This is a genomic window from Aeromonas sp. LsrichE-8G (assembly GCF_022869435.1).
Lineage (GTDB): Bacteria > Pseudomonadota > Gammaproteobacteria > Enterobacterales > Aeromonadaceae > Aeromonas > Aeromonas caviae.
Map to the genome: position 1 here is coordinate 1 of NZ_JALIHH010000004.1, position 21,395 is coordinate 21,395.

Below are 21,395 nucleotides of genomic sequence, written 5' to 3' on the forward strand. Positions count from 1 at the left end.
AAACTGGGGATAACGCCTTAAATGGCGAAGAAACGGTCTAAATAGGCTGATTCAAGGCATTTACGGGAGAAAAAATCGGCTCAAACATGAAGAAATGAAATGACTGAGTCAGCCGAGAAGAATTTCCCCGCTTATTCGCACCTTCCATAGCAAAGTGCCATACGATTCCAAGCGCAGAGTGCTCGAAACTGGATCCAGCTCACCGCTATTGAGTGTGGTTAGAGAAGAAAACGGTTCTATATCGGTGGTGTTAACGAGAAGGGGCGCCATGGCGCCCCTTCTGCTTATTCTCCCAGCAGCTGTTGCCAGACCGCCAGCACATGGCCCCGCTCTCGCGGCAACTGATCGTCCCCCACCTTGCGGGAGATCTCCGAGAGATTGAGGCGATGGCCGAGGTTGCGGATCTCCAGATAGGCCTGCTTGAGCCCCTCTGCCTGCTCCAGTGTGAGTACCCCCGCCATCACGCACTCATCGAAGATGCGCACATTGTCTGACCAGCGGGTGAGAGCGTCCGGCTCACCGCAGGCATGGGCCAGCACCAGGTACTGGGCGATGAACTCGATGTCCACCATGCCGCCGGGGGACTGCTTGAGATCGAACTCTCCCTCTCCCGCCTTGAGCAGGTGATCCCGCATCTTGTGGCGCATCTCCCGCACTTCGCGGGCCAGGGTGGGCAGATCCCGCTCCTTGGCCAGCACGTCGCGGCGGATGCGGGCAAATTCGGCGACCACGGCATCATCGCCATAGATGGGACGGGCTCGCACCAGGGCCTGATGCTCCCAGGTCCAGGCTTCCTGCTGCTGGTACTGCTCATAGGCCGACAGCGATGAGACCAGCAGGCCGGCGTCGCCGGAGGGGCGCAGCCGCATGTCGATCTCGTAGAGGATGCCGGACGGAGTGCGGGTGCTGAACAGATGCAGGATCCGCTGGGCCAGGCGCAGGTAGAACTGGCGGCTGTCGATGGGCTTGCGGCCATCGGTGTAACTGTTGGGGTCGCCGCCGTGCAGGAACACCAGATCGAGATCCGAGCCGTAGCCGAGTTCGATGCCCCCCAGCTTGCCGTAGGCCACCACCGCAAAGCCGCGCTGGCCGCTTACCGCCACCTCGGGCGGCACCCCGTAGCGTTCGCTCATCTGGGCCCACGCCTGATTGACCACCTCCTCGGTGATCGCCTCCGCCAGCCAGGTGAGGTGGTCGCTCACCTTCATCAGCGGCAGGGCGCCGGCGATGTCGGCGGCGACGATGCGCAGGAGCTGCACCTGCTTGAACTGGCGCAGCGCCTCCATCTGCTGCTCCACGTCCTCCTCGGGGATGCGCAGCAGGAACTGGCGCAGCTGGGGCTTGTACTGATCCAGCGGGGTGGGGTGGTAGAGGTGCTGGGGATCCAGCAGCTCGTCCAGCAGGATGGGGTAGCGGGCCAGCTGCTCGCTCACCAGGTTGCTCTCGTCACACAGGCGTACCAGCTGGCGCAGGGCGGCGGGGTTTTCCGCCAGCAGTTGCAGATAGGCGCTGCGGGTGAAGATGCGGGTCAGCAGGGTGCAGACCCGCTCGAACAGGCGGGCAGGCTCGCGGCTCGCCACCACCAGCCGCAGCAGCTCCGGCATCAGCCAGTCCAGGGCGATGCGCCCCTGGGGCCCTACCTGACGGCGCTTGTACTCCTCCTTGAAACGCAGCAGGGCGGCGCAGAGGGGGGCGGGCTCCACCACTCCCTGCGTGGTCAGCAGTTTTTCCAGCTCGGCGGCATCAAGCTCGGTGCGCCAGAGATCGAGCCAGAGCTGTTCCAGGTGGGCGGGGGCCTCCTTCTCTTCCCCCACCACGGCGACGAACTCCTGATGGACGGCGGCCATCTCCTCATCGAGGTGGGCCATGAAGGCGTCCCAGTCGGTAAAGCCGAGGGTGGCGATGAGCCGCTGGCGATCCCGATCCTCGGTGGGCAGAGTCTGGGTCTGCTGATCGCCGATCTCCTGCAAGATGTTTTCCACCCGGCGCAGGAAGCGATAGGCGGTGAGCAGGCGTTCGCACTGGCTCCCCTCCAGGGCACCCCCCTGGGCGATGGCGGCCAGCGCCTCGGGCAGGTGGCGTACCCGCAGGGCGGGCTCGCGCCCGCCACGGATGAGTTGCAGCGCCTGGGCGATGAACTCCACCTCGCGAATGCCCCCGGCCCCCAGCTTGATGTTGCCCTCCAGTCCCTTGCGGCGCACCTCGGCGGCGATCATCGCCTTCATCTGGCGCAGGCCGTCGATGACGCCGAAGTCGATGTAGCGGCGGAACACGAAGGGGCGCAGCAGTTCGGTCAGGGCCATGGCGTGTTCGCACTGGGGGCCCAGCACCCGCGCCTTGACCATGGCGTAGCGCTCCCAGTTGCGGCCGTGATGCTGGTAGTAGTCCTCCATGGCGGCGAAGGAGATGGCGAGCGGCCCCGCATCGCCAAAGGGGCGCAGCCGCATGTCGACCCGGAACACCTGACCATCCTGGGTGGGCTGGTGGAGGGCGTTGATGAGACGCTGCCCCAGCTTGATGAAGAACTGCTGGTTGGCGAGCTCCCGCCGACCGCCAACGGTGTAGCCGTTCTCGGGGAAGGTGAAGATAAGGTCGATGTCCGAGGAGAAGTTGAGCTCGCCGCCGCCGAGCTTGCCCATCCCGAGGATGAGCAGCGGCTGGGGGTTGCCATCGCCGTCCATGGGGGTGCCCAGCTCGCTGCACTGTTTGGCGTAGAGCCAGTCGCGGGCACCACAGATGAGGGCATCCGCCAGCTTGGTGAGATGGATGAAGCTCTCTTCGACCTCGGACTCCCCGAGCAGCTCGCGCCAGGCGATCACCAGCATGCGGCTGCGGCGGAACTGACGCAGGATGCGCTTGAGCGCCTCCTCGTCCGCGACCTCGGCGAGCAGGGCTGCGAGCTCAGGTTCATAGGCGGGCCAGCGCTCGGCCCGGGTCAGTGCGTCCGATGCCAGGGTCTCGGCCAGCAGCCCCGGCTGCTTGATAAGGGAGTCGGCGACAAAGTCGGAGAGGCCGAGCAGGGTCAGCAGGGTCTGGCGGGTGGACTCGGGCAGTGCGTCATACTGGGGCGCCAGGGCGAGCAGCCGCTGCCAGTGGCGCAGGGCCTGCTCCTGCAACAAGGGAGAGAAGGCGGAGAAAGAGGGAGAGTGCTGGGCCACGGTTGCCATCCTTGTGGTTGACGAGTCTGCAGGGAGAGTGAAATGCCGGCTGCCAATCTAGCACTCCCGGGCGCTGGCGTCACAGCGCCGCTGCCCGGAAGGTGATCCGGCGACGGATCTGGCGATCGGCCGGGCTCAGGGACGCCGGTAGATCTCGGGGTCGTAGATTTCCATCAGGCTGCCGGGGCTTCTCGGCGGCACAAAACCGAAACCGGCGTAGAGGCCGTGGGCATCGGAGGTGGCGAGGGAGAGACGGCGCAGCCCTTGCAGCTCCGGGTGGGCGAGGATGGCTGCCACCAGGGCCTTGCTGTGACCGCGCCCGCGATGTTCGGGCAGCACGAAGACGTCGGCGAGATAACCGAAGGTGGCCTTGTCGGTGATGACCCGGGCGAAGGCGACCTGCTGGCCGTCGAGATAGGCTCCGAAGCACAGGGAGTGGTTGATGGCCCGCTGCAGGGTAGCGAGGGGAATGCCGAGGCACCAGTAGGCCTCTTCACTGAGGAAACGGTGAATGAGCGGGACGTCGAGGCGCCCCTTGTCGTCGCTTATCTCAAGCGCACGTTCTGTGGTCTGCATCCTGGCTCCTTGCCGTGATGAAAAAAGAAAGGCCCCTAAGGGGGCCTTCCAGTGTACTCAAATCACGACCTCAGGCCAGCCTGAAGGTTTGACGATGGGCGCCAGCATCAGGCCAGCATCAGGCCAGCTTGAAGGCCTGGATATGGCTGTCCAGCGTCTGGCTGTGGTGTTCCACCAGTTCGGAGGCATCTTTCAGCTCCCGCAGCACCACGACGGAGCCTTCCACCACCTGTTTGACCTGCTCCAGGTTGGCATTCATCTCCTCGGCGACCGAGCTCTGCTGCTCGGAGGCGGCGGCGATCTGGCGGTTCATGTCGGCCACTCCCTGCACCCGCTGCACTATGGTGTCGAGCTGGGTACCAGCCTGGGTCACCTGCTCCACCCCCTTGTCCGCCTGCTGCACGCTCTCGGCCATTAGGCCGACGGCCTGGCGGGCGTTGCCCTGAAGCTGCTCGATCATCTTCTGGATCTCGACGGTGGCGGCCTGGGCACGGTTCGCGAGTTCGCGCACCTCGGAGGCGACCACGGCAAAACCGCGACCCGCCTCACCGGCGCGTGCGGCTTCGATGGCGGCGTTCAGGGCCAGCAGGTTGGTCTGCTCGGAGATGCTGCGGATGGTGTCCACCACGGAGCCGATGCGATCGACCCCGTGCTCCACTTCGTTGACCACGGTGGAGGAGCGCTGGATGTTGCCGGAGAGAGTGTCGATGGTGTTGACGGTAGCCGCCACGCAGCGCCTGCCCTCCTCGGCCAGCTGGCTGGTTTCGGCGGTGGCGTGGGACGCCTGCTCCGCGTGGTTGGCCACTTCTCGAATGGCACCTACCATCTGGCTCATGGCGCTGGCAAGCTGCTCAATCTGGGTGAACTCCTCGTTGATGGCCTCGTTCGCCTCATCCATGCAGAGAGTCACCTGGGAGGCGATCTCGTTGAGCTCTTTGCAGGCGGCACGCTGGGTCCCGAACACCTCCTTGAGGTTCTCCTGGGAGTGGGCCACCGCCTTGGCGATGTCGCCGAACTCGTCCCGGGACTTGAGCAGCACGCTGTGGCTGAGATCCTTGTTGGCGAAACGCTCCAGCAGCCCCACCAGGTAGTGGACCTGCTTGACCATGAGGCGGGAGCCGGTGAGCAGCAGCACCACGAAGACGACCCCCATGAGCGCCGTCTCCACCAGCCCGGTCCAGAGCAGGCGATCGGCGATGGTGTTGGCCATGGCGGCATCAATGCCCTCGCTGAGCAGGGTCGCTTCCAGGTTGCTGGCATCGAACCAGAGTTTGGCCAGCAGCAGCAGGGTGCTGAACACCATGAGCAGCACCACCTTGGGCACCAGTCGGATGTTGCTCATGCGCCTCTCCAGCGGGTTCAACTGCATAATTTTTCTCCTTTCAACGTCCATTATTCCTTTGCCGTCATAGCTATCGGCATTATCTTCCTTTTTATTAATTTGCACCGTGCTTAAAGTTGGAAAATGTATGCGACATCACTTAACTCATTTGCGTACCATGGATCTGCTGATGGGGTTTCTCTCCGTGATTTCGGTTTGCCTGGTGGCCGCTCGCTGGCTGGGGCACGGTGAACTAAGCCCCCAGACTTTGCAGCTCTTTTATGATGTCGACAGCCTGATCTGCTACTTCTTCCTCGCTCACTTCGCCTATGGCTGGGCGCGTGCCTCCGACAGGATGGCCTTCTTCAAGAGCAACTGGTTCTATCTGCCCGGCAGCCTGCCCATGGTGGAACAACTGCGCTGGGCGCGGCTCATCCAGCTGTGGCGGGTTTACCAGTTGCTCCGGGACAGACCGGATCTGCTGGCCATGTTCCGTCGTGAACGCAACGAAACCACCCTCTCCGGCATTCTCTTCCTCTTCTTCCTGTTGCTGGGGGTCGGCTCCGGCGTCATGTTCTGGCTGGAAACGGGGCAACCCGGCAGCCAGATCCAGACTCCTTACGATGCCTTCTGGTGGACGCTGGTGACCCTCTCTACCGTGGGGTACGGGGATCTGGTGCCCAAGACGGAGGAGGGGCGCTTCGTCGCCAGCCTGCTGATCCTCTTTGGCGTGGGGTTGTTTGGCGCCCTCAGCGGCTTCATGGCCAGCCTGTTCGTCCATCCCGGCAAGACCAACGACGACACCGCTGTGTGGCGACGCCAGCAGAGCGAGCAGCAGGCGCAACTGCTCAAAGAGCTCAAGGCCCTGCGCGCCGAGGTGCAGGCGCTGAAACAGAAGTAGGTACGACGTCTGGAATGGTCGCGTGGCAAACCGGCTGCGCTGCGAGACAGCTCTCACTCGGGGAGATGGCGCTTTTCTTTGCTTGTCCTTTGACCCGCAGGCGGCTTAACATTCGGCCTGCAACCTAATCCAACGAAGAGAATCGATCGACCATGCGCGCCCTTCTCGGGATCCTGATCTGCTTGTGTGCCCAACAGGCACTGGCCGATACCCGCTATGTTTCAGACAACATCTTTACCTATATCCACAACGGTCCGGGTACCCAGTACCGGATCCTCGGCAGCGTCAAGGCCGGTGAGCCGCTGGAGGTCAAGGCGGTGAACCAGGAGGCCGGATTCACCCAGGTGGTGGACGGTCGTGGCCGCGAGGGCTGGATCAAGAACAGCGAGCTGCAGGGGGAGATCAGCCTGCGTGAACGCCTTCCCCAGGTTCAGAAAGAGCTGGACGAAGCCAAGGCCCGTCTGCTGAACCTCAATGGCGACAACGAGAAACGCTTCGCCGAGAAGGATGGCAAGATCGCCGAGCAGAGCAAGGAGATCGCCAGCCTCAAAGCCCGTCTGGACAGCCAGAGCGCCGAGATGAGCAGCCTCAAGGAACAGAACGACGCCCTGACCCAGAGCTATGACAACCGTGAGCACGACATGCAGATGGACTGGTTCATCCGCGGTGGTGCCATGGTGGGGGGCGGCATCCTGCTCGGGATCCTCCTGCCCATGCTCCCGCGCCGTCGCAAGAGCAGCGAGCGCTGGATGAACTGATCGCCCGGGCGGTCAACAGAATGAAAGGTCGCCAGAGGCGGCCTTTTTTCATGGTGTGTCTGGCGAGAAGAGGGCCATGTCGGGGGTCGCCATCGGCCCTTCCCGCTCGTAAGATGAGGCAACCGATCCTGTGCCGCGCGCATTCTCAACAAGAGCCTTCATCATATGTCATCAACTGAACAGGCCTTCTGGTTCGTGCTGGGGGGCGATCACCTCGTCCTGCTGGATGAACAGGGGCGCATTCCACAAGGGCCCCGCGCCGTTTTGCCCACCCATCTGCACACCGCCCCTTTCGAGCGCTTCGACGAGTGGGACGGCCTGCCTTGCCATCTGCTGGATCTGGGGGGCGAGGCGGAGACCGGGGCCATGGCCCCGCTGCGCCAGCTCATGGTGGCGGGGGACGAAGAGGGCTTTCGCCTCGCAGGGCGGGCCTGGCAGCTTGCCACTTTTCGCCGTACCCATCGTTTCTGCGGTGAGTGCGGCGCCCCCATGACCCCGAGGGAAGGGGAGTGGGCCCAGGGGTGTCATCACGGCCATGTCGTCTATCCGCGCATCTCCCCCTGCATCATCGTCGCGGTGCGCAAGGGGCCGGCCATCTTGCTGGCAGCCCACCGCCGTCACTATCAGGCGGATGATCCCATGTATACCGTGCTGGCCGGCTTCGTGGAGGCAGGGGAGAATCTGGAGCAGTGCGTGGCGCGGGAGGTGTTCGAGGAGAGCGGCATCCGGGTGCGCAATGTGCGTTACGTGGCGAGCCAGCCCTGGCCCTTCCCCCACAGCCTGATGATGGGCTTCACCGCCGACTACGAGAGCGGCGAGATCCGGGTGCAGGATGACGAACTGGTGGCGGCAGGCTTCTTTGAGGCTGACCGGCTGCCGCGCTTGCCCCCTCATGGCACCATAGCGCGCCGGCTCATCGAACAGTGCCTCGCCGAGGCGCGTTGAGGGAAAACGGGGGCGCTTGTATGCGCCCCCTCACATCTTTGCACTCCTGCGGCGATGTGCGGCGTCAGGGTCGCCCTCAGCCTTGCACAAAGTGGTATCATGTCCGCCATTTTATGCGTGACATGACTCAGGAACTGGGATGAAAGAGCTGAAAAACGATCGATACCTGCGTGCCCTGCTGCGCCAGGAAGTGGACATGACCCCGGTATGGATGATGCGTCAGGCTGGCCGTTATCTGCCGGAATACAAGGCGACCCGCGCCGTTGCGGGGGATTTCATGTCCCTGTGTCGCAACGCCGAGCTGGCCTGTGAAGTCACCTTGCAGCCCCTGCGCCGCTATCCACTCGATGCCGCCATCCTCTTCTCCGACATCCTGACCGTGCCCGATGCCATGGGGCTGGGCCTCTACTTCGAACAGGGGGAAGGCCCGCGCTTCGAGCGCCCGATCACCTCCATGGCCGACGTGAAGGCCCTGCCCATCCCGGATCCGGAAGACGAGCTCGGCTACGTGATGAATGCGGTGCGCACCATCCGCCGCGAGCTCAAGGGCGACGTGCCGCTCATCGGCTTCTCCGGCAGCCCCTGGACCCTAGCCACCTACATGGTGGAGGGGGGCAGCTCCAAGGCGTTCACCAAGATCAAGAAGATGATGTATGCAGAGCCGCAGACCCTGCATCTGCTGCTCGACAAGCTGGCCGACAGCGTGATTGCCTACCTCAACGCCCAGATCAGGGCGGGTGCGCAGGCGGTCATGGTATTCGACACCTGGGGCGGCGTGCTCACCCCGCGGGATTACCGCGACTTCTCCCTGCAGTACATGCACAAGATCGTCGATGGCCTGATCCGTGAACATGAGGGCCGCCGTGTGCCGGTCACCCTGTTCACCAAGAACGGCGGCCAGTGGCTGGAGCAGATCGCCGCCACCGGCTGTGATGCCCTGGGGCTGGACTGGACCACCGACATTGCGGACGCCAAACGCCGGGTCGGCGACAAGGTGGCGCTGCAAGGCAACATGGACCCCTCCATGCTCTACGCCACCCCGGAGCGGATCCGCGAAGAGGTCGCCACCATTCTGGCCGGTTTCGGTCATGGCAACGGTCATGTCTTCAACCTGGGCCACGGCATCCATCAGGATGTGGACCCGGAACATGCCGGCGTGTTCGTCAACGCGGTGCATGAACTCTCCGCCCGGTACCACGGTCGCTGAGGGCGGCAAACAGCGTGATGAACGGGGCCTGCGGGCCCCGTTTTGCTGTCCGTGACACAGGGGGCTGCATCCTGGTCGCGGCTCGGGTTACACTGCACCCCCATGTTGGCAGTCGTGGCCGGGATGGGGTCGTTGAGGGGCAGGAGGCTGGATGGAGAAGCGGGCGTGGGATTGGGGCATCGACCTTGGCGGGACCAAGTGCGAGTGCGTGGTGCTCGATGGCGACGAGGTGTTGCTGCGCCACCGCATTCCTACTGAACGGCACGGCGGCTACCAGCACATGCTGGGCCAGATCGCCAAACTGGTGGACGAGTGTGCCGCCAAACTCGGTCAGCGTCCTGCACTCATCGGCATGGGGACGCCGGGGGCCCGGGACCCCCAGACCGGGCTGCTGAAAAACAGCAACACCACCGAGTTCAACGGCAAGCCGCTCAAGGAAGATCTGGAGCGCAGGCTGGGCGTCCCCGTGCTCATCGCCAACGACGCCAACTGTTTCGCCCTGGCGGAAACCCATCTGGGGGCGGTGCGCCAGCATCATTCCTCTGCACGCGTGGTGTTCGGCATCATCATGGGCACCGGAGTCGGGGCCGGCATCGTCATCAACGGCCAGATCCTCAACGGTCACCACGGCATCGCCGGGGAGTGGGGGCACAACGTCCTGTTGCCGGAGGGGCCAGAGTGCTACTGCGGCAAGCGCGGCTGCGTCGAAACCCTCATCAGCGGCCCGGCGCTGGAGGCCTGGTACGAGGCCAGGACCAAACGCCGTCTCTCGCTCGCCCAGATTGCTGCGGCCAGTGCCCATGATCATGTCGCCAGGCTCACCATGGACAGGTTGCACCTGCTGTTCGGCCAGGCCCTCGCCAACGTGATCAATATTCTCGATCCGGACGTCATCGTCATCGGTGGCGGCGTGGGCAATGTGCAGAGCCTCTATCGCGCCGGGCGTGAAACGGTATTGCCCTTCCTGTTCAACCCCCGTTTCGCCACCCCCATGATAGCGCCGGCCCTGGGGGATAGCGCCGGGGTATTCGGTGCCGCACTGCTGGCCCGCGGCGTCTTTCGCGAGGCACTGCTCTCGTGAGTCGCCCCTTCCTCCCATCCCTTTGTCGCAGCTAAGGACACAACGTTTCCATGATCAAGATTGCCATCAACGGCTATGGCCGCATCGGCCGCAACGTGCTGCGGGCCCTCTACGAGAGCGGCCGCGACAAGACCATCAAGATAGTGGCCATCAACGAGCTGGCGGCCCCCGAGGCCATGGTGCACCTGACCCGCTTCGACACCAGCCACGGCCGGTTCCGCTATCCGGTGCAACTGGCGGGCAACAGCATGCAGGTGGGGGAGGATCTCATCGCCCTGTTTGCCGAGCGGGATCCGTCGAACTTGCCGTGGCGGGCGCTGGGGGTGGACGTGGTGCTGGACTGCACCGGGGTGTTCGGCTCCCGGGCCGATGCCGAGCTGCATCTGGGGGCGGGAGCGGGCAAGGTGCTCTTCTCCCATCCGGCGGACGCGGACGTGGACGCCACCATCGTCTACGGGGTCAACCACCAGGTGCTGACCGGGCGGGAGCGGATCGTCTCCAACGCCTCCTGCACCACCAACTGCGTGGTCCCCGTCATCGAAACATTGCATCGAGAATTCGAGATAAATTGTGGTACTATTACGACAATTCATTCGGCCATGCACGATCAGCAAGTCATCGATGCCTATCACGGCGACTTGCGCAGAACCCGGGCAGCCAGCCAGTCCATCATCCCGGTGGACACCAAGCTGGCAAAGGGGTTGGAACGTATCCTTCCCCACTTCGCCGGCAAGTTCGAGGCGATCGCGGTGCGGGTACCCACCATCAATGTAACCGCCATGGATCTGAGCATTACTGTTCGTAAAAAAGTGACAGTTAGTGACGTAAATCAAGCCCTGCAACGGGCATCCAGAGGTACATTACACGGTATTCTGGACTACACGGAAGAGCCACTGGTCTCCGTAGACTTTAATCATGATGCACACTCCTGCATCATTGATGGTACCCAGACTCGGGTCAGCGATGCCAACCTCGTCAAGATGTTGATGTGGTGCGATAACGAATGGGGCTTCGCCAACCGCATGCTGGATACCACCCGGGCCATGATGGCCGCAGGCTGAAAGTCTGCACCGGGCGCAAGGTTACTGTTTTTTTAACATTACCTGAAAATATATAGAGGACTGAATATGTCTGTTATCAAGATGACCGACCTGGATCTGGCGGGCAAACGCGTTCTGATCCGTGCTGACCTGAACGTGCCGGTAAAAGACGGCAAGGTCACTTCCGATGCACGTATCGTTGCGACTCTGCCGACCATCAAGCTGGCTCTGGAAAAGGGCGCCAAGCTGATGATCACCTCCCACCTGGGTCGTCCGACCGAGGGTGAATACAATGAAGAATTCTCCCTGGCACCGGTTGTCAACTATCTGAAAGACGCACTGTCCTGCCCGGTTCGTCTGGCCAAAGACTACCTGGATGGCGTAGACGTCGCCGCCGGTGAGTTGGTTGTGCTGGAAAACTGCCGCTTCAACAAAGGCGAGAAGAAGAACACCGAAGAGCTGGCCAAAAAATACGCCGCCCTGTGTGACGTCTTTGTAATGGATGCGTTCGGTACTGCTCACCGTGCCGAAGGTTCCACCTACGGTGTGGCCCAGTTCGCGCCGGTTGCCTGTGCAGGCCCCCTGCTGGCCGGTGAACTGGAAGCCCTGGGCAAAGCCATGCTGAAGCCCGAGCGCCCCATGGTTGCCATCGTGGGCGGCTCCAAGGTCTCCACCAAGCTGACCGTGCTGGAATCCCTCTCCAAGATCGCTGACCAGCTGGTGGTCGGTGGTGGCATCGCCAACACCTTCATCGCTGCTGCCGGTCACAACGTCGGCAAGTCCCTGTGCGAGCACGACCTGATCGACACCGCCAAGAAACTGGCTGCCGAGACCAACATTCCGGTGACCACCGACGTGGTTGTGGGTAGCGAATTCTCCGAATCCACCCCGGCCACCATCAAGTCCGTGTCCGACGTGACTGACGGCGACATGATCTTCGACATCGGTCCGGATTCCGCCAAGGCCCTGGCCGACATCATCATGAACGCCAAGACCATCCTGTGGAACGGCCCGGTCGGCGTGTTCGAGTTCGACCAGTTCGCTGAAGGCACCAAGGTGATCGCCGAAGCCATCGCCGCTTCCCCGGCCTTCTCCATCGCTGGCGGTGGTGACACCCTGGCTGCCATCGACAAGTTCGGCATCGCCGACAAGGTCTCCTACATCTCCACCGGCGGCGGCGCCTTCCTGGAGTTCGTAGAAGGCAAGGTACTGCCGGCTGTCGCGATTCTCGAAGAGCGCGCCAAAGCCTAATTGACCCGGGACGGGGGGCAAAAGCCTCCCGTTTCGTTTATCATGTGGCCGCTGTGCCGGTTCATGATGAACCCCCCACTTTTTATTAACGGCATACGAGACAGGACGATTAAACATGTCTAAGAAAATTTTCGACTTCGTAAAACCCGGCGTGATCACTGGTGATGACGTTCAGAAAGTGTTCGCCATCGCCAAGGAAAACGGCTTCGCTCTGCCGGCCGTCAACTGCGTCGGTACCGACTCCGTGAACGCCGTGCTGGAAGCTGCTGCCAAGGTCAAAGCCCCGGTTATCGTACAGTTCTCCAACGGTGGTGCCGTGTTCACCGCCGGCAAGGGTCTGAAGCTGGAAGGCCAGCAAGCTGCCATCCTGGGTGCCATCTCCGGTGCCAAGCACGTGCACGCCGTTGCCGAAGCCTACGGTGTTCCCGTGATCCTGCACACCGACCACGCCGCCAAGAAGCTGCTGCCGTGGATCGACGGTCTGCTGGATGCCGGTGAGAAGCACTTCGCCGAAACCGGCAAACCGCTGTTCTCCTCCCACATGCTGGATCTGTCCGAAGAGTCTCTGGAAGAGAACATCGACATCTGCTGCGAGTACCTGACTCGCATGGCCAAGATGAACATGACTCTGGAGCTGGAACTGGGCTGCACCGGCGGTGAAGAAGACGGCGTGGACAACAGCCACCTGGACCAATCCTCCCTGTACACCCAGCCGGAAGACGTGGCCTACGCCTACGAGCGTCTGTCCAAGATCAGCCCGCGCTTCACCATCGCTGCCTCCTTCGGCAACGTGCACGGTGTGTACAAGCCGGGTAACGTCAAGCTGACTCCGAAGATCCTGGACAACTCCCAGAAGTACGTCTCCGAGAAGTTCGGTCTGCCTGCCAAGTCCCTGGACTTCGTGTTCCACGGTGGCTCCGGCTCTACCCTGGAAGAGATCCGCGAATCCATCTCCTACGGCGTGGTGAAGATGAACATCGACACCGACACCCAGTGGGCGACCTGGGAAGGCGTGCTGAACTTCTACAAGTCCAACGAAGCCTACCTGCAAGGCCAGCTGGGCAACCCGGAAGGTGCCGACAAGCCGAACAAGAAGTTCTACGATCCGCGCGTATGGCTGCGTGCCGGTCAGACTTCCATGATCGCGCGTCTGGAGAAGGCCTTCTCCGACCTGAACGCCATCGACGTACTGTAATTCGCAGCACCTTGATTGCATGAAAAGGCGCCCTTCGGGGCGCCTTTTGCATTTCTGTGATCCTGACGGGCTGGATTGGGGATGGGGGGCTGGGTATTATCGATGACACCCGTTTAATTTAGTAAACGAATGCAACCAGGCAGGATGCTGAGCATGCAGACAGGAAGACAGGGACATCAGGAACACACGGCCTCCTATTACGCGGCCACTCGCAACGACCATCGGCAGTGGCCCGAGCTCAGTGGTGAGCTGGATGCGGACGTCTGCGTCATCGGTGGCGGTTTCACCGGCCTCAACACCGCCATCAACCTGGCCGATGCCGGTTACAAGGTGGTGCTGCTGGAGGCCAACCGCATCGGCTGGGGAGCGTCGGGGCGCAACGGCGGCCAGCTGATCCGCGGCATCGGCCACGATACCAACCAGTTCGCCCGCTGGATTGGCGAGGCGGGCGTGCGGGAGCTGGATCTCATGGGGATCGAAGCGGTGCAGCTGGTGCGCGAGCGGGTCGAGCGTTTCAACATCGAGTGCGATCTCACCTGGGGCTATTGCGATCTCGCCACCAAGGCGCGCCACCTGAGGGGGTTCGAGGAGGATGCCGAGCACCTGGCGAGCCTGGGTTATCGGCACGCACTGAAAATGGTGGCGCGGGAGGAGATGCACACCGTTGTCGGATCGGATCGCTATATCGGCGGGATGATCGACATGGGCTCCGGTCACCTGCATCCTCTCAACCTGGCCCTCGGCGAAGCGCGTGCGGCAGCCAGTCTCGGGGTCTCCTTGTTCGAACACTCAAGGGTGACCCACATCGATTACGGCGAGCGGGTCGAGGTGACCACGGCCCACGGCCGGGTCAGCGCGGACTACCTGGTGATCGGCTGCAACGCTTACCTGGGCGACCTCCAGCCCGATCTCGGGGGCAAGGTGCTGCCGGCGGGCTCCTACATTCTCGCCACCCAGGTGCTGGAGAAGCGCCTGCGCCAGCGCTTGCTGCCACAGAACATGGCGGTGTGCGATCAGAACGTGGCGCTCGACTACTATCGGCTGTCGGCGGACGGTCGCCTGCTGTTTGGCGGGGCCTGCAACTACTCGGGCCGTGACCCCCGCGACATCAAGGCCTTCATGCTGCCCAAGCTGCTGCGGGTCTTCCCCGAGCTCGCGGGTACCGCCATCGAGTTCCAGTGGGGAGGCATGATAGGCATAGGCGCCAACCGTCTGCCCCAGATAGGCCGCCTCGAGCAGCATCCCAACGTCTTCTATGCCCAGGCCTATTCGGGCCATGGCCTCAATGCCACCCACATGGCGGGCAAGCTGGTGGCGGAGGCGATCAAGGGGGAGAGCCGGGGCTTCGATCTCTTCAGCCGCGTCCCCCACATGACTTTCCCGGGTGGCCCGGCGTTGCGCTCTCCGCTGCTGGCGCTCGGGATGCTCTGGTATCGGCTGAAGGATCTGCTCTAGGGGGAGGGGGGCTCGGGATTATCCCTGCTGCGTCGCGTCTGGCTCGGCCAGGCGCCAGCCCTGCTCCGTCTTCATCATCCAGACCTGGGTCTCCTGCACCAGGGCCTGGCCTGCCTCGAAGTCGCCATATTTGCGCTCGAGCTCCATCAGTCCCATCTCCTGCTGGAAGGGGCCGACCCTGTCATAGACGAGATCCTCGTCGTGCAGCACCTGCAACTGATCCAGTCCCTGCTTGAAGTGGAGCTGGTAGCTCACCTTGACCAGATAGACCCCCTCCATCCGCTCCTCCTTGCCGAGCACGGCGAAGTCGCGGATGTCGAACAGGTCAGCATCCGTGCCCGCCTGCAACCTAGCGGTGACCTGGCTCTGGATGGTCTCTTCACCGGGACCTGCGTTGCAGCCATAAAGCCAGAGGGCCAGCAGGGGGATGAACCACTTTTTCATCAAAACTCCGGACGAACGAGACGGGAAAGGGCAAATTCTGCCACGGCGTCGGTCATATACAAGGGATTGCCGGAAAAATGGCGGTCAAACAGGGGGCCCACACGGTTGCACGGGCCACCCGGTATCAGCGCAGCTTGTCCAGCTGGCCGAGAAATTTGGCAGGCCCCATGAAGCCGGTCACCCGCTGGCCGTTCATCTCGTTGCCATCGCGATCGAAGAAGATGAGGGTCGGCAATCCCAGCACGTTGAGGCCGTTGAGCAGATCCACGTCGGCGTCGTCGTTGGCGGTGACGTCCGCCTGCAGCAGCACCATCTCGCTGAAGCGCGCCTGCACATCGGGGTCGCTGAAGGTCTTGTGCTCGAACTCCTTGCAGGCCACGCACCAGTCGGCGTAGAGATCCAGCAGCACCGGCTTGCCGCGGGCGGCTGCGAGCTGCACCTTGAGATCGTCCAGGGTCTTGATGCGGATGAATCGGGGGGCTTGGGTCTGGGCGGCGGCATTGGCCCCCTCGGGTGGCAGCAGCAGATCCTTGCCCACCACCACAAGGCCCATCATCCCCAGCAGCAGGACGAAGCCGCCGAGGCTCTTGCCCACCGAATGGGCGCGATGCTGGTTGTGGTGATAGAGATAACCGCACAGCACCAGTCCCCAGCCGAGCCAGAGCAGGGTGGACATCTGGTCGCTCAGGAGCCTTGAGAGCAGCAGGATGGGTACCGCCAGCAGCGCAAAGCCAAAGAGTTGCTTGATCACATCCATCCAGGCGCCGGCCCTGGGCAGCAGCTTGCCGCCAGAGGTGCCGAGCAAGAGCAGCGGCAGCCCCATGCCCAGGGAGAGGGCATAGAGGGCCGCACCGCCGAGCCAGAGATCGCCACTCTGGGCCACGTAGATAAGCGCCCCCGAGAGCGGCGCCGTGGTGCAGGGGGAGCAGACCAGTCCCGAGATCATGCCCATGATGGCGACGCCGGCCACGGATCCGCCCTGCTGGCGGTTGGAGAAGCCCGAGAGACGGGTTTGCAGGCTGCTCGGCAGTTGCAGGGTGTAGAGCCCGAACATGGAGAGGGCGAGCAGCACGAACATCACCGAGAGGCCGATGAGCACATAGGGGTGCTGAAGGGCCGCCTGGAATTGCAGGCCCGCCGAGGCGACGACGAGTCCGAGCAGGGTATAGGTGACCGCCATCCCCTGCACATAGACGAAGGAGAGCAGGAAGGCGCGACGGGTGGAGAGGCGATGCCCGGCCCCGGCGATGATCCCGGTCAGGATGGGATACATGGGGAAGACGCAGGGGGTGAAGGCGAGGCCGAGACCCAGGGCGAAGAAGGCGGCGACGCTGATCCAGAACCCCTGGCTGCCGAGGGCGGCCGCCAGCCTGTCCTGCTGGCTGCCCGGCACGTCTGTGTCCTGAAGGCTGGCCGCCGCTTCCACCTGGGCGGGGGCGGTGAGGGGCTCGACGGCGATCCGCTTGTCGGTAGGTGGGTAGCAGAGTCCCTCGGTGCAGCCCTGGTAACTCAGGGTGAGGCTGGCCGCGTCCCCGACCCGGGTCAGCGCCACGGGGATCTGCACCTCCTGGTAATAGACCCGGCTCTTGCCGAAGAAGTCATCCTCGTGCTCGGTACCGGGGGGCAGGACGGGCTCGTCAAAGGCGAGGTTCTCTCCCTTCACACGGATGCTGTGGCGATAGAGGTAGTAGCCGTCGGCGATGCGTATCCGGAGCAGCAGCCGATCACCCTGTTGTTCGCTCTCGAGGGCGAAGGCCTGATCCACTTTGAGGAATCTGGGCTGGGTCTCGATGCCGAGGCTGCCGAGCAGATCCTGGCTGCTGGCCCGGGCGGGGGCCGTCGTCAGGACGCAGAGCAGGCCCAGCAGCATCAGCAGGAAGGAGAGGGGGCGAGAGGCGGTCATGAAGTCTCCTGTGTCAACCAGTCGAGATAGGCAGGGTGGCCCTGGCTTGCCGGGAGCGCCAGGATCTCCGGTACCTCGTAGGGATGGTGGGCGAGAATGCACTGGCGCAGGGGCTCGAACAGAGTGGCCCGACTCTTGATGACGAGCTGGATCTCCCGGGTTCGCTCCGTCTTGCCCTGCCAGCGATAGACGGAGGTGACCCCGGGCAGCTGGTTGATGCAGGCGGCGAGGCGCTGGTCGAGCAGTTGCTCGCAGAGGCGGTCTGCACTGGTCTCGTCGGGGCAGGTGCAGAGCACCAGAATGGCATCGGTCATAGGGATGGACGGTCTCGGCAACGGGGCGCACGGGCCCCCTGGATCAGCCGTTACTATACCGGGCCGGGGGGCAAATAGCACCCGGCCCCCCGCACCCGGAATAAGTCATGCGCCCGAGATGGACGCTGTGAAAAGGACAGGGCAGAATGAGCGGGCTTGTTCCAATTCTACGTAAGGAAATGTATGACCCAACAGAATGAGCAGCAGAGAAACCGCATGTTGAGCCTGTTGCGTGAAGGGGAGCGCCGCATGCTGGTGCAACTGGCCGGTCTGCTGCGTACCAGTGTCGACGAGATCAATGCGGAGCTGGAAAAAGAGGAGCTGTTGTCGGCGTTGGAGCAACCCATCACGGTGGAGTACCTCAACGGCGTGGTGCAGCATCATCTGTTCGAGCGCCTGCACAAGGGGGACATGGTGGCGGCCCAGCGCATGCTGAACCAGTACCAGAGCGACCTCGAAGCCATGATGCGCCAGGAAACCAGGCAGGACGACACCCCGCCGGAAGAGGTCAAGGCCCAGGCCTGACCCCGCGAGGCCCTCTTCAGCACCATCATGCCATCGCATGATGGTGCCTCGCCCTTACCCCTCGAATCGCTTATCCCAGCACCTTCTGCACCTGTCCCATGGGAATGGGGAACACCTTGTCGTAACTCCAGTTGTAGACGAAGGCATAGACCAGGTAGAAGAGCACGAAGCCCATATCCAGCACCAGCGCCTCCAGCAGACCGATGTCGAGCCACCAGGCCATCACCGGCAGGGCCACGATCAGCAGGCCCCCCTCGAACCCCAGGGTGTGCAGCACACGCTGCCACAGCGCCTTGTGGGTGTGGCCCTGATAGTGCAGCAGCAGCTTGTCCACCCCGATGTTGTAGACATAGTTCCAGACGGTGGCGACCACCGAGAAGAACAGGGCCAGGGGGCCCATGTGGTTGAGCCCGACGCCGGTCACCCAGCTGGCCAGCGGGGCGGCGATCAGCAGGCCAATCAATTCGAAGCCGATGGCGTGGCGCAGGCGGTCACGGGTCGTACGCATGGTCTGTCTCTCTCTTTGGTCAGGGAATGGCGGCAATGTATCGCCAAAACCGGATAGATTCACGTTGGTATCTATCGCTAAAATAGATAGATGTGACGACACAACAGCACGGCAGCACGGCGGAGCAGGCTCATGACCCCTTCACTGGAACACTTCAAGGCATTGCTGGCGACGGCCGAGACCGGGTCGTTCTCGGCGGCGGCGCGCAGGCTGGGCAAGGCCCAGTCGGTGGTGAGTGCCGCCATCGCCAACCTGGAGATCGATCTCGGCCTTGCGCTGTTCGATCGCAGCGGCCGCTATCCCGTGCTGACCGAGGCGGGTGCCCGCATCTGTCAGGAGGCGGGGGTGCTGCTGGCCCAGAGCGAGCGACTGCAGGCCATCGCAGGAGAACTGGCCAACGGCGTCGAGTCGCGCCTCACCCTGGCCATCGACGATGACTCCCACCTGCCCTGGCTTGGTTCCCTGCTGGAGGAGTTCGCCAGCCGTTACCCGGCGGTGGAGCTGGAGCTGCTGTTCCCGCTGATGGAGGACGTGACCGAGCTGCTCAAGAGCGGTCGTGCCCAGCTTGGCATCAGCTATCAGAAGGCGCACCCCGAGCGGGAGCTGGTCTCCCGCTCCCTGGGGACGGTCACCATGCCCCTGGTGGTCTCTCCGGATCACCCCCTGGCCCACAAGACGCCGTTGAAGGAGAGCGACTTGCAAGGGGCTCGCCAGTTGATGGTGACCGGACGGCGGGAGGGGACGGAGCGCCATCGCTTCCGCCTCTCGGCGCAAGTGTGGTGGGTGGAGGGGGATCTCGGGATCCTGGAGCTGGTGAAACTGGGGCTGGGATGGGCGGCGGTGCCCGAGTTTCTGCTGCACCGGCCCCTGGCGCGGGGGGAGCTGGTGGTGCTCAAGCCGGACTTCATCGCCGAGGCGGAACTGGCGCTGGAGTTGCAGTGGTATCGCGCCCGCCCGCTCGGGCAGGCGGGGCGCTGGTTGCAGGAGGCACTGCTGGCGCGGGTGCCTCGCTAGGGGGAATTCAGTCGATCAACGCATAGGGCAGGGGTTGCAGACCGAGGCTGGAGCCCTCTTCCAGCTTGAGGCGGAAGCGGGCGTCGGCCTCGGTATCCTTGGGCAGCACGGCGGTGAGCCACACCTGACCCTGCTGCTGCCAGGCGTTGAGCACCAGACCGCTGCGGCGCCAGTTGTCACCGAGCTGGATCTCCAGGGTGTCACCGCTGGCTACCTGCGTTGCGGCAGTGCCGCTCAGCACGAAGAGGGCGCGGTTGTTGGCGCCGCGATACTTGGCGCGCGCCACCGTCTCCTGCCCCATGTAGCAGCCCTTGTTGAAGCTGATGCCATCAAGGGCTTGCAGGTTCAGCATCTGGGGGATGTATTCCCCCTGATGGACCGCTTCCAGATGGGGGAGACCGGCTTTGATTTCCAGCCCCCACCAGAGTCCTTCGTCGCCCACCGGCAGGTTCAGGGCCAGCGAAGATGTGCTCGCCAGCAGCCAGCGGTCCGCCTCCACCCTGACTGCCATGCCGCCCTCCACCAGGCCGGTGCCGGTCAGCGCGAAGTGCTGTGCCATCCAGTCGTCCGTCCCCTGACCGGCCAGTCCGGTCAGGCTGCCCTGAAACTCGCCGATCTCGACCTTGGCAAAGATCGCAAACTTCTTGAGTTCCGGCAGCTGGCGGGCCAGCACCGAGGGCTTGGTCAGCATCAGCAGGCTGTCTTCCAGGCAGAGCAGGCGAAAATCGCTCCACAGCTTGCCCTTGGGATCGCAGTGGCCGCCGAGGGTGCTCTGGCCCGGTTGCAGGGCGTTGACGTCGCAGGTGACCTGACCTTGCAGATACTTGGCGCGATCCGGGCCGCCGAGGCGGGTGATGGCCAGGTTGGTCAGGGAAAACAGGGTCGGCTCGGCAGGAAGAAGAGGGGTCGGCAGGCTCACGATGGGATTCCAGAGACAGAAAGTATGTGACCTGCATGGTAAAGACGTAAGGAATGTTTGTCAGCCGGAAAATCCTGCTGCTACCATTCCCCGGTCTTTGTAAGGAGAGTTCCATGTTGAACCCAAGTGAGAAGTCCCGCCTGAAGTGGGCCTGCCGTCGCGGCATGCTCGAGCTGGATGTGATCTTTATGCCCTTTTTTGAGCACGAGTTCGATGGCCTCGGCGAGGCCGAACAGCGCACCTTCATCCGCCTGCTGGAGTGCGAGGATCCCGAGCTGTTCCGCTGGTGCATGGGTCACGGCGTGCCCGAGGATCCCGATTTTGCCGCCATGATCCCCCTGATCCTCGAGCGCAACCAGGCCCGCCACGACAGCCTGCGCTGAGCCCGACTCGCGACCGCCACCCCTCATGGCCAGCCTCGCGTCTTCCCAGCGGGTAGTGATGCCCGTGATCGCCTCCCGCCAGCAGCGTCTGCTGCTGTGCATCCTGTTTCTGTTGCTGCTCTTGCCCGTCGCCAGCCTGATCCAGGGCTGGCAATGGGGGCTGTTCCTCCCTGTCTGGGGGCTGAGTCTGTGGCGCGCGTTGCGCCGCCATCCGGCGGCGAGCGGCGTGCTCGTCTGGGATGGGGAGTGGCTCGAGTGGCAAGGGGCGCGCCATCGGCTGGATCCCCGCAGCCGCATCCTGCCCGGGGTGCTCTGGTTGCGGCTGAAGACGGTGGAGGGCTCCGAGGGGCAGCTCTGGCTCTTCTCCGATGCCCTGGCCCCTGCACACTACCGCGCCCTGGCCCGCGCCATCCACCTCGCTGTTCGCTAGGGGCGTCTCTCTCTACCTGCTACATCTGCCGCTCATAGCAGATGACCCCGCCTGGGCGGGGTCATCT

21 protein-coding genes are annotated in these 21,395 nt (G+C 63.4%); 13 read left to right on the forward strand and 8 right to left on the reverse strand.

Features of this window, described 5'->3' with window-relative positions:
* Positions 1-284 precede the first annotated feature (284 nt).
* From glnE to MUW49_RS00720, 3 genes are all read right to left on the reverse strand, one after another.
* A complete protein-coding gene (gene glnE / locus MUW49_RS00710; RefSeq protein WP_244812315.1) occupies positions 285-3,158 on the reverse strand; it encodes a bifunctional [glutamate--ammonia ligase]-adenylyl-L-tyrosine phosphorylase/[glutamate--ammonia-ligase] adenylyltransferase in 2,874 nt (957 codons plus the stop codon).
* 135 nt (positions 3,159-3,293) lie between these two features.
* Positions 3,294-3,734: a GNAT family N-acetyltransferase gene (locus MUW49_RS00715; protein WP_010675667.1), complete on the reverse strand. Its 441-nt coding sequence runs from the start codon at positions 3,732-3,734 to the stop codon at positions 3,294-3,296.
* Between the two features lie 118 nt (positions 3,735-3,852).
* Positions 3,853-5,103, reverse strand: coding sequence for a methyl-accepting chemotaxis protein (locus MUW49_RS00720; protein ID WP_200164386.1), 1,251 nt, complete (start codon positions 5,101-5,103; stop codon positions 3,853-3,855).
* A gap of 100 nt (positions 5,104-5,203) precedes the next feature.
* On the opposite strand from MUW49_RS00720, the gene MUW49_RS00725 reads away from it, so the two are divergent.
* The 9 genes from MUW49_RS00725 (at position 5,204) to MUW49_RS00765 (ending at position 14,888) form a co-directional block, all read left to right on the forward strand.
* Positions 5,204-5,956: a potassium channel family protein gene (locus tag MUW49_RS00725; RefSeq protein WP_180907048.1), complete on the forward strand. Its 753-nt coding sequence runs from the start codon at positions 5,204-5,206 to the stop codon at positions 5,954-5,956.
* A gap of 152 nt (positions 5,957-6,108) precedes the next feature.
* Entirely contained in the window at positions 6,109-6,714 is a 606-nt protein-coding gene (locus MUW49_RS00730) for a TIGR04211 family SH3 domain-containing protein (protein WP_010675664.1), read from the forward strand.
* Between the two features lie 165 nt (positions 6,715-6,879).
* Positions 6,880-7,659 carry an NAD(+) diphosphatase gene (nudC, locus tag MUW49_RS00735; RefSeq protein WP_161470282.1) on the forward strand — a complete coding sequence of 260 codons (780 nt, stop codon included), beginning with the start codon at positions 6,880-6,882 and terminating at the stop codon, positions 7,657-7,659.
* Positions 7,660-7,798: 139 nt separating this feature from the next.
* A complete protein-coding gene (hemE, locus tag MUW49_RS00740) occupies positions 7,799-8,866 on the forward strand; it encodes a uroporphyrinogen decarboxylase (protein ID WP_161470281.1) in 1,068 nt (355 codons plus the stop codon).
* Positions 8,867-9,017: 151 nt separating this feature from the next.
* Entirely contained in the window at positions 9,018-9,947 is a 930-nt protein-coding gene (locus tag MUW49_RS00745; protein ID WP_244812316.1) for an ROK family protein, read from the forward strand.
* A gap of 50 nt (positions 9,948-9,997) precedes the next feature.
* A complete protein-coding gene (gene epd / locus MUW49_RS00750; RefSeq protein WP_041211676.1) occupies positions 9,998-11,008 on the forward strand; it encodes an erythrose-4-phosphate dehydrogenase in 1,011 nt (336 codons plus the stop codon).
* A gap of 66 nt (positions 11,009-11,074) precedes the next feature.
* Positions 11,075-12,238, forward strand: a complete 1,164-nt coding sequence (locus tag MUW49_RS00755; RefSeq protein WP_039040546.1) for a phosphoglycerate kinase — start codon at positions 11,075-11,077, stop codon at positions 12,236-12,238.
* 115 nt (positions 12,239-12,353) lie between these two features.
* Complete coding sequence (gene fbaA / locus MUW49_RS00760; RefSeq protein WP_010675658.1) at positions 12,354-13,433, forward strand: class II fructose-bisphosphate aldolase; 1,080 nt, start codon at positions 12,354-12,356, stop codon at positions 13,431-13,433.
* Positions 13,434-13,586: 153 nt separating this feature from the next.
* Entirely contained in the window at positions 13,587-14,888 is a 1,302-nt protein-coding gene (locus tag MUW49_RS00765) for an FAD-binding oxidoreductase (RefSeq protein ID WP_244812317.1), read from the forward strand.
* A gap of 18 nt (positions 14,889-14,906) precedes the next feature.
* Here MUW49_RS00765 and MUW49_RS00770 read toward each other — a convergent pair whose 3' ends face one another.
* The 3 genes from MUW49_RS00770 to cutA all read right to left on the reverse strand — a co-directional run bounded on the left by MUW49_RS00770 (position 14,907) and on the right by cutA (position 17,549).
* Positions 14,907-15,332: a hypothetical protein gene (locus MUW49_RS00770; protein ID WP_244812318.1), complete on the reverse strand. Its 426-nt coding sequence runs from the start codon at positions 15,330-15,332 to the stop codon at positions 14,907-14,909.
* 124 nt (positions 15,333-15,456) lie between these two features.
* Entirely contained in the window at positions 15,457-17,235 is a 1,779-nt protein-coding gene (locus MUW49_RS00775) for a protein-disulfide reductase DsbD (RefSeq protein WP_244812319.1), read from the reverse strand.
* Complete coding sequence (gene cutA, locus MUW49_RS00780) at positions 17,232-17,549, reverse strand: divalent-cation tolerance protein CutA (protein ID WP_104452274.1); 318 nt, start codon at positions 17,547-17,549, stop codon at positions 17,232-17,234. Before cutA ends, MUW49_RS00775 begins: the two co-directional genes overlap by 4 nt.
* Before the next feature lie 183 nt (positions 17,550-17,732).
* Between cutA and MUW49_RS00785 the strand changes: the two genes are divergently transcribed.
* Positions 17,733-18,074 carry a hypothetical protein gene (locus tag MUW49_RS00785; protein ID WP_010675652.1) on the forward strand — a complete coding sequence of 114 codons (342 nt, stop codon included), beginning with the start codon at positions 17,733-17,735 and terminating at the stop codon, positions 18,072-18,074.
* A 70-nt stretch (positions 18,075-18,144) separates the two neighbouring features.
* Here MUW49_RS00785 and MUW49_RS00790 read toward each other — a convergent pair whose 3' ends face one another.
* Positions 18,145-18,582, reverse strand: a complete 438-nt coding sequence (locus MUW49_RS00790) for a PACE efflux transporter (protein WP_244812320.1) — start codon at positions 18,580-18,582, stop codon at positions 18,145-18,147.
* Between the two features lie 132 nt (positions 18,583-18,714).
* Between MUW49_RS00790 and MUW49_RS00795 the strand changes: the two genes are divergently transcribed.
* Positions 18,715-19,596: a LysR family transcriptional regulator gene (locus tag MUW49_RS00795; protein WP_010675650.1), complete on the forward strand. Its 882-nt coding sequence runs from the start codon at positions 18,715-18,717 to the stop codon at positions 19,594-19,596.
* 7 nt (positions 19,597-19,603) lie between these two features.
* Here MUW49_RS00795 and ygfZ read toward each other — a convergent pair whose 3' ends face one another.
* On the reverse strand, positions 19,604-20,515 hold the full coding sequence (ygfZ, locus tag MUW49_RS00800) for a tRNA-modifying protein YgfZ (RefSeq protein ID WP_052815669.1): 912 nt from the start codon (positions 20,513-20,515) through the stop codon (positions 19,604-19,606).
* 113 nt (positions 20,516-20,628) lie between these two features.
* Between ygfZ and MUW49_RS00805 the strand changes: the two genes are divergently transcribed.
* On the forward strand, positions 20,629-20,898 hold the full coding sequence (locus tag MUW49_RS00805; RefSeq protein WP_041213909.1) for a succinate dehydrogenase assembly factor 2: 270 nt from the start codon (positions 20,629-20,631) through the stop codon (positions 20,896-20,898).
* A 58-nt stretch (positions 20,899-20,956) separates the two neighbouring features.
* Entirely contained in the window at positions 20,957-21,328 is a 372-nt protein-coding gene (locus MUW49_RS00810; protein WP_043154867.1) for a protein YgfX, read from the forward strand.
* Positions 21,329-21,395: the final 67 nt, after the last annotated feature.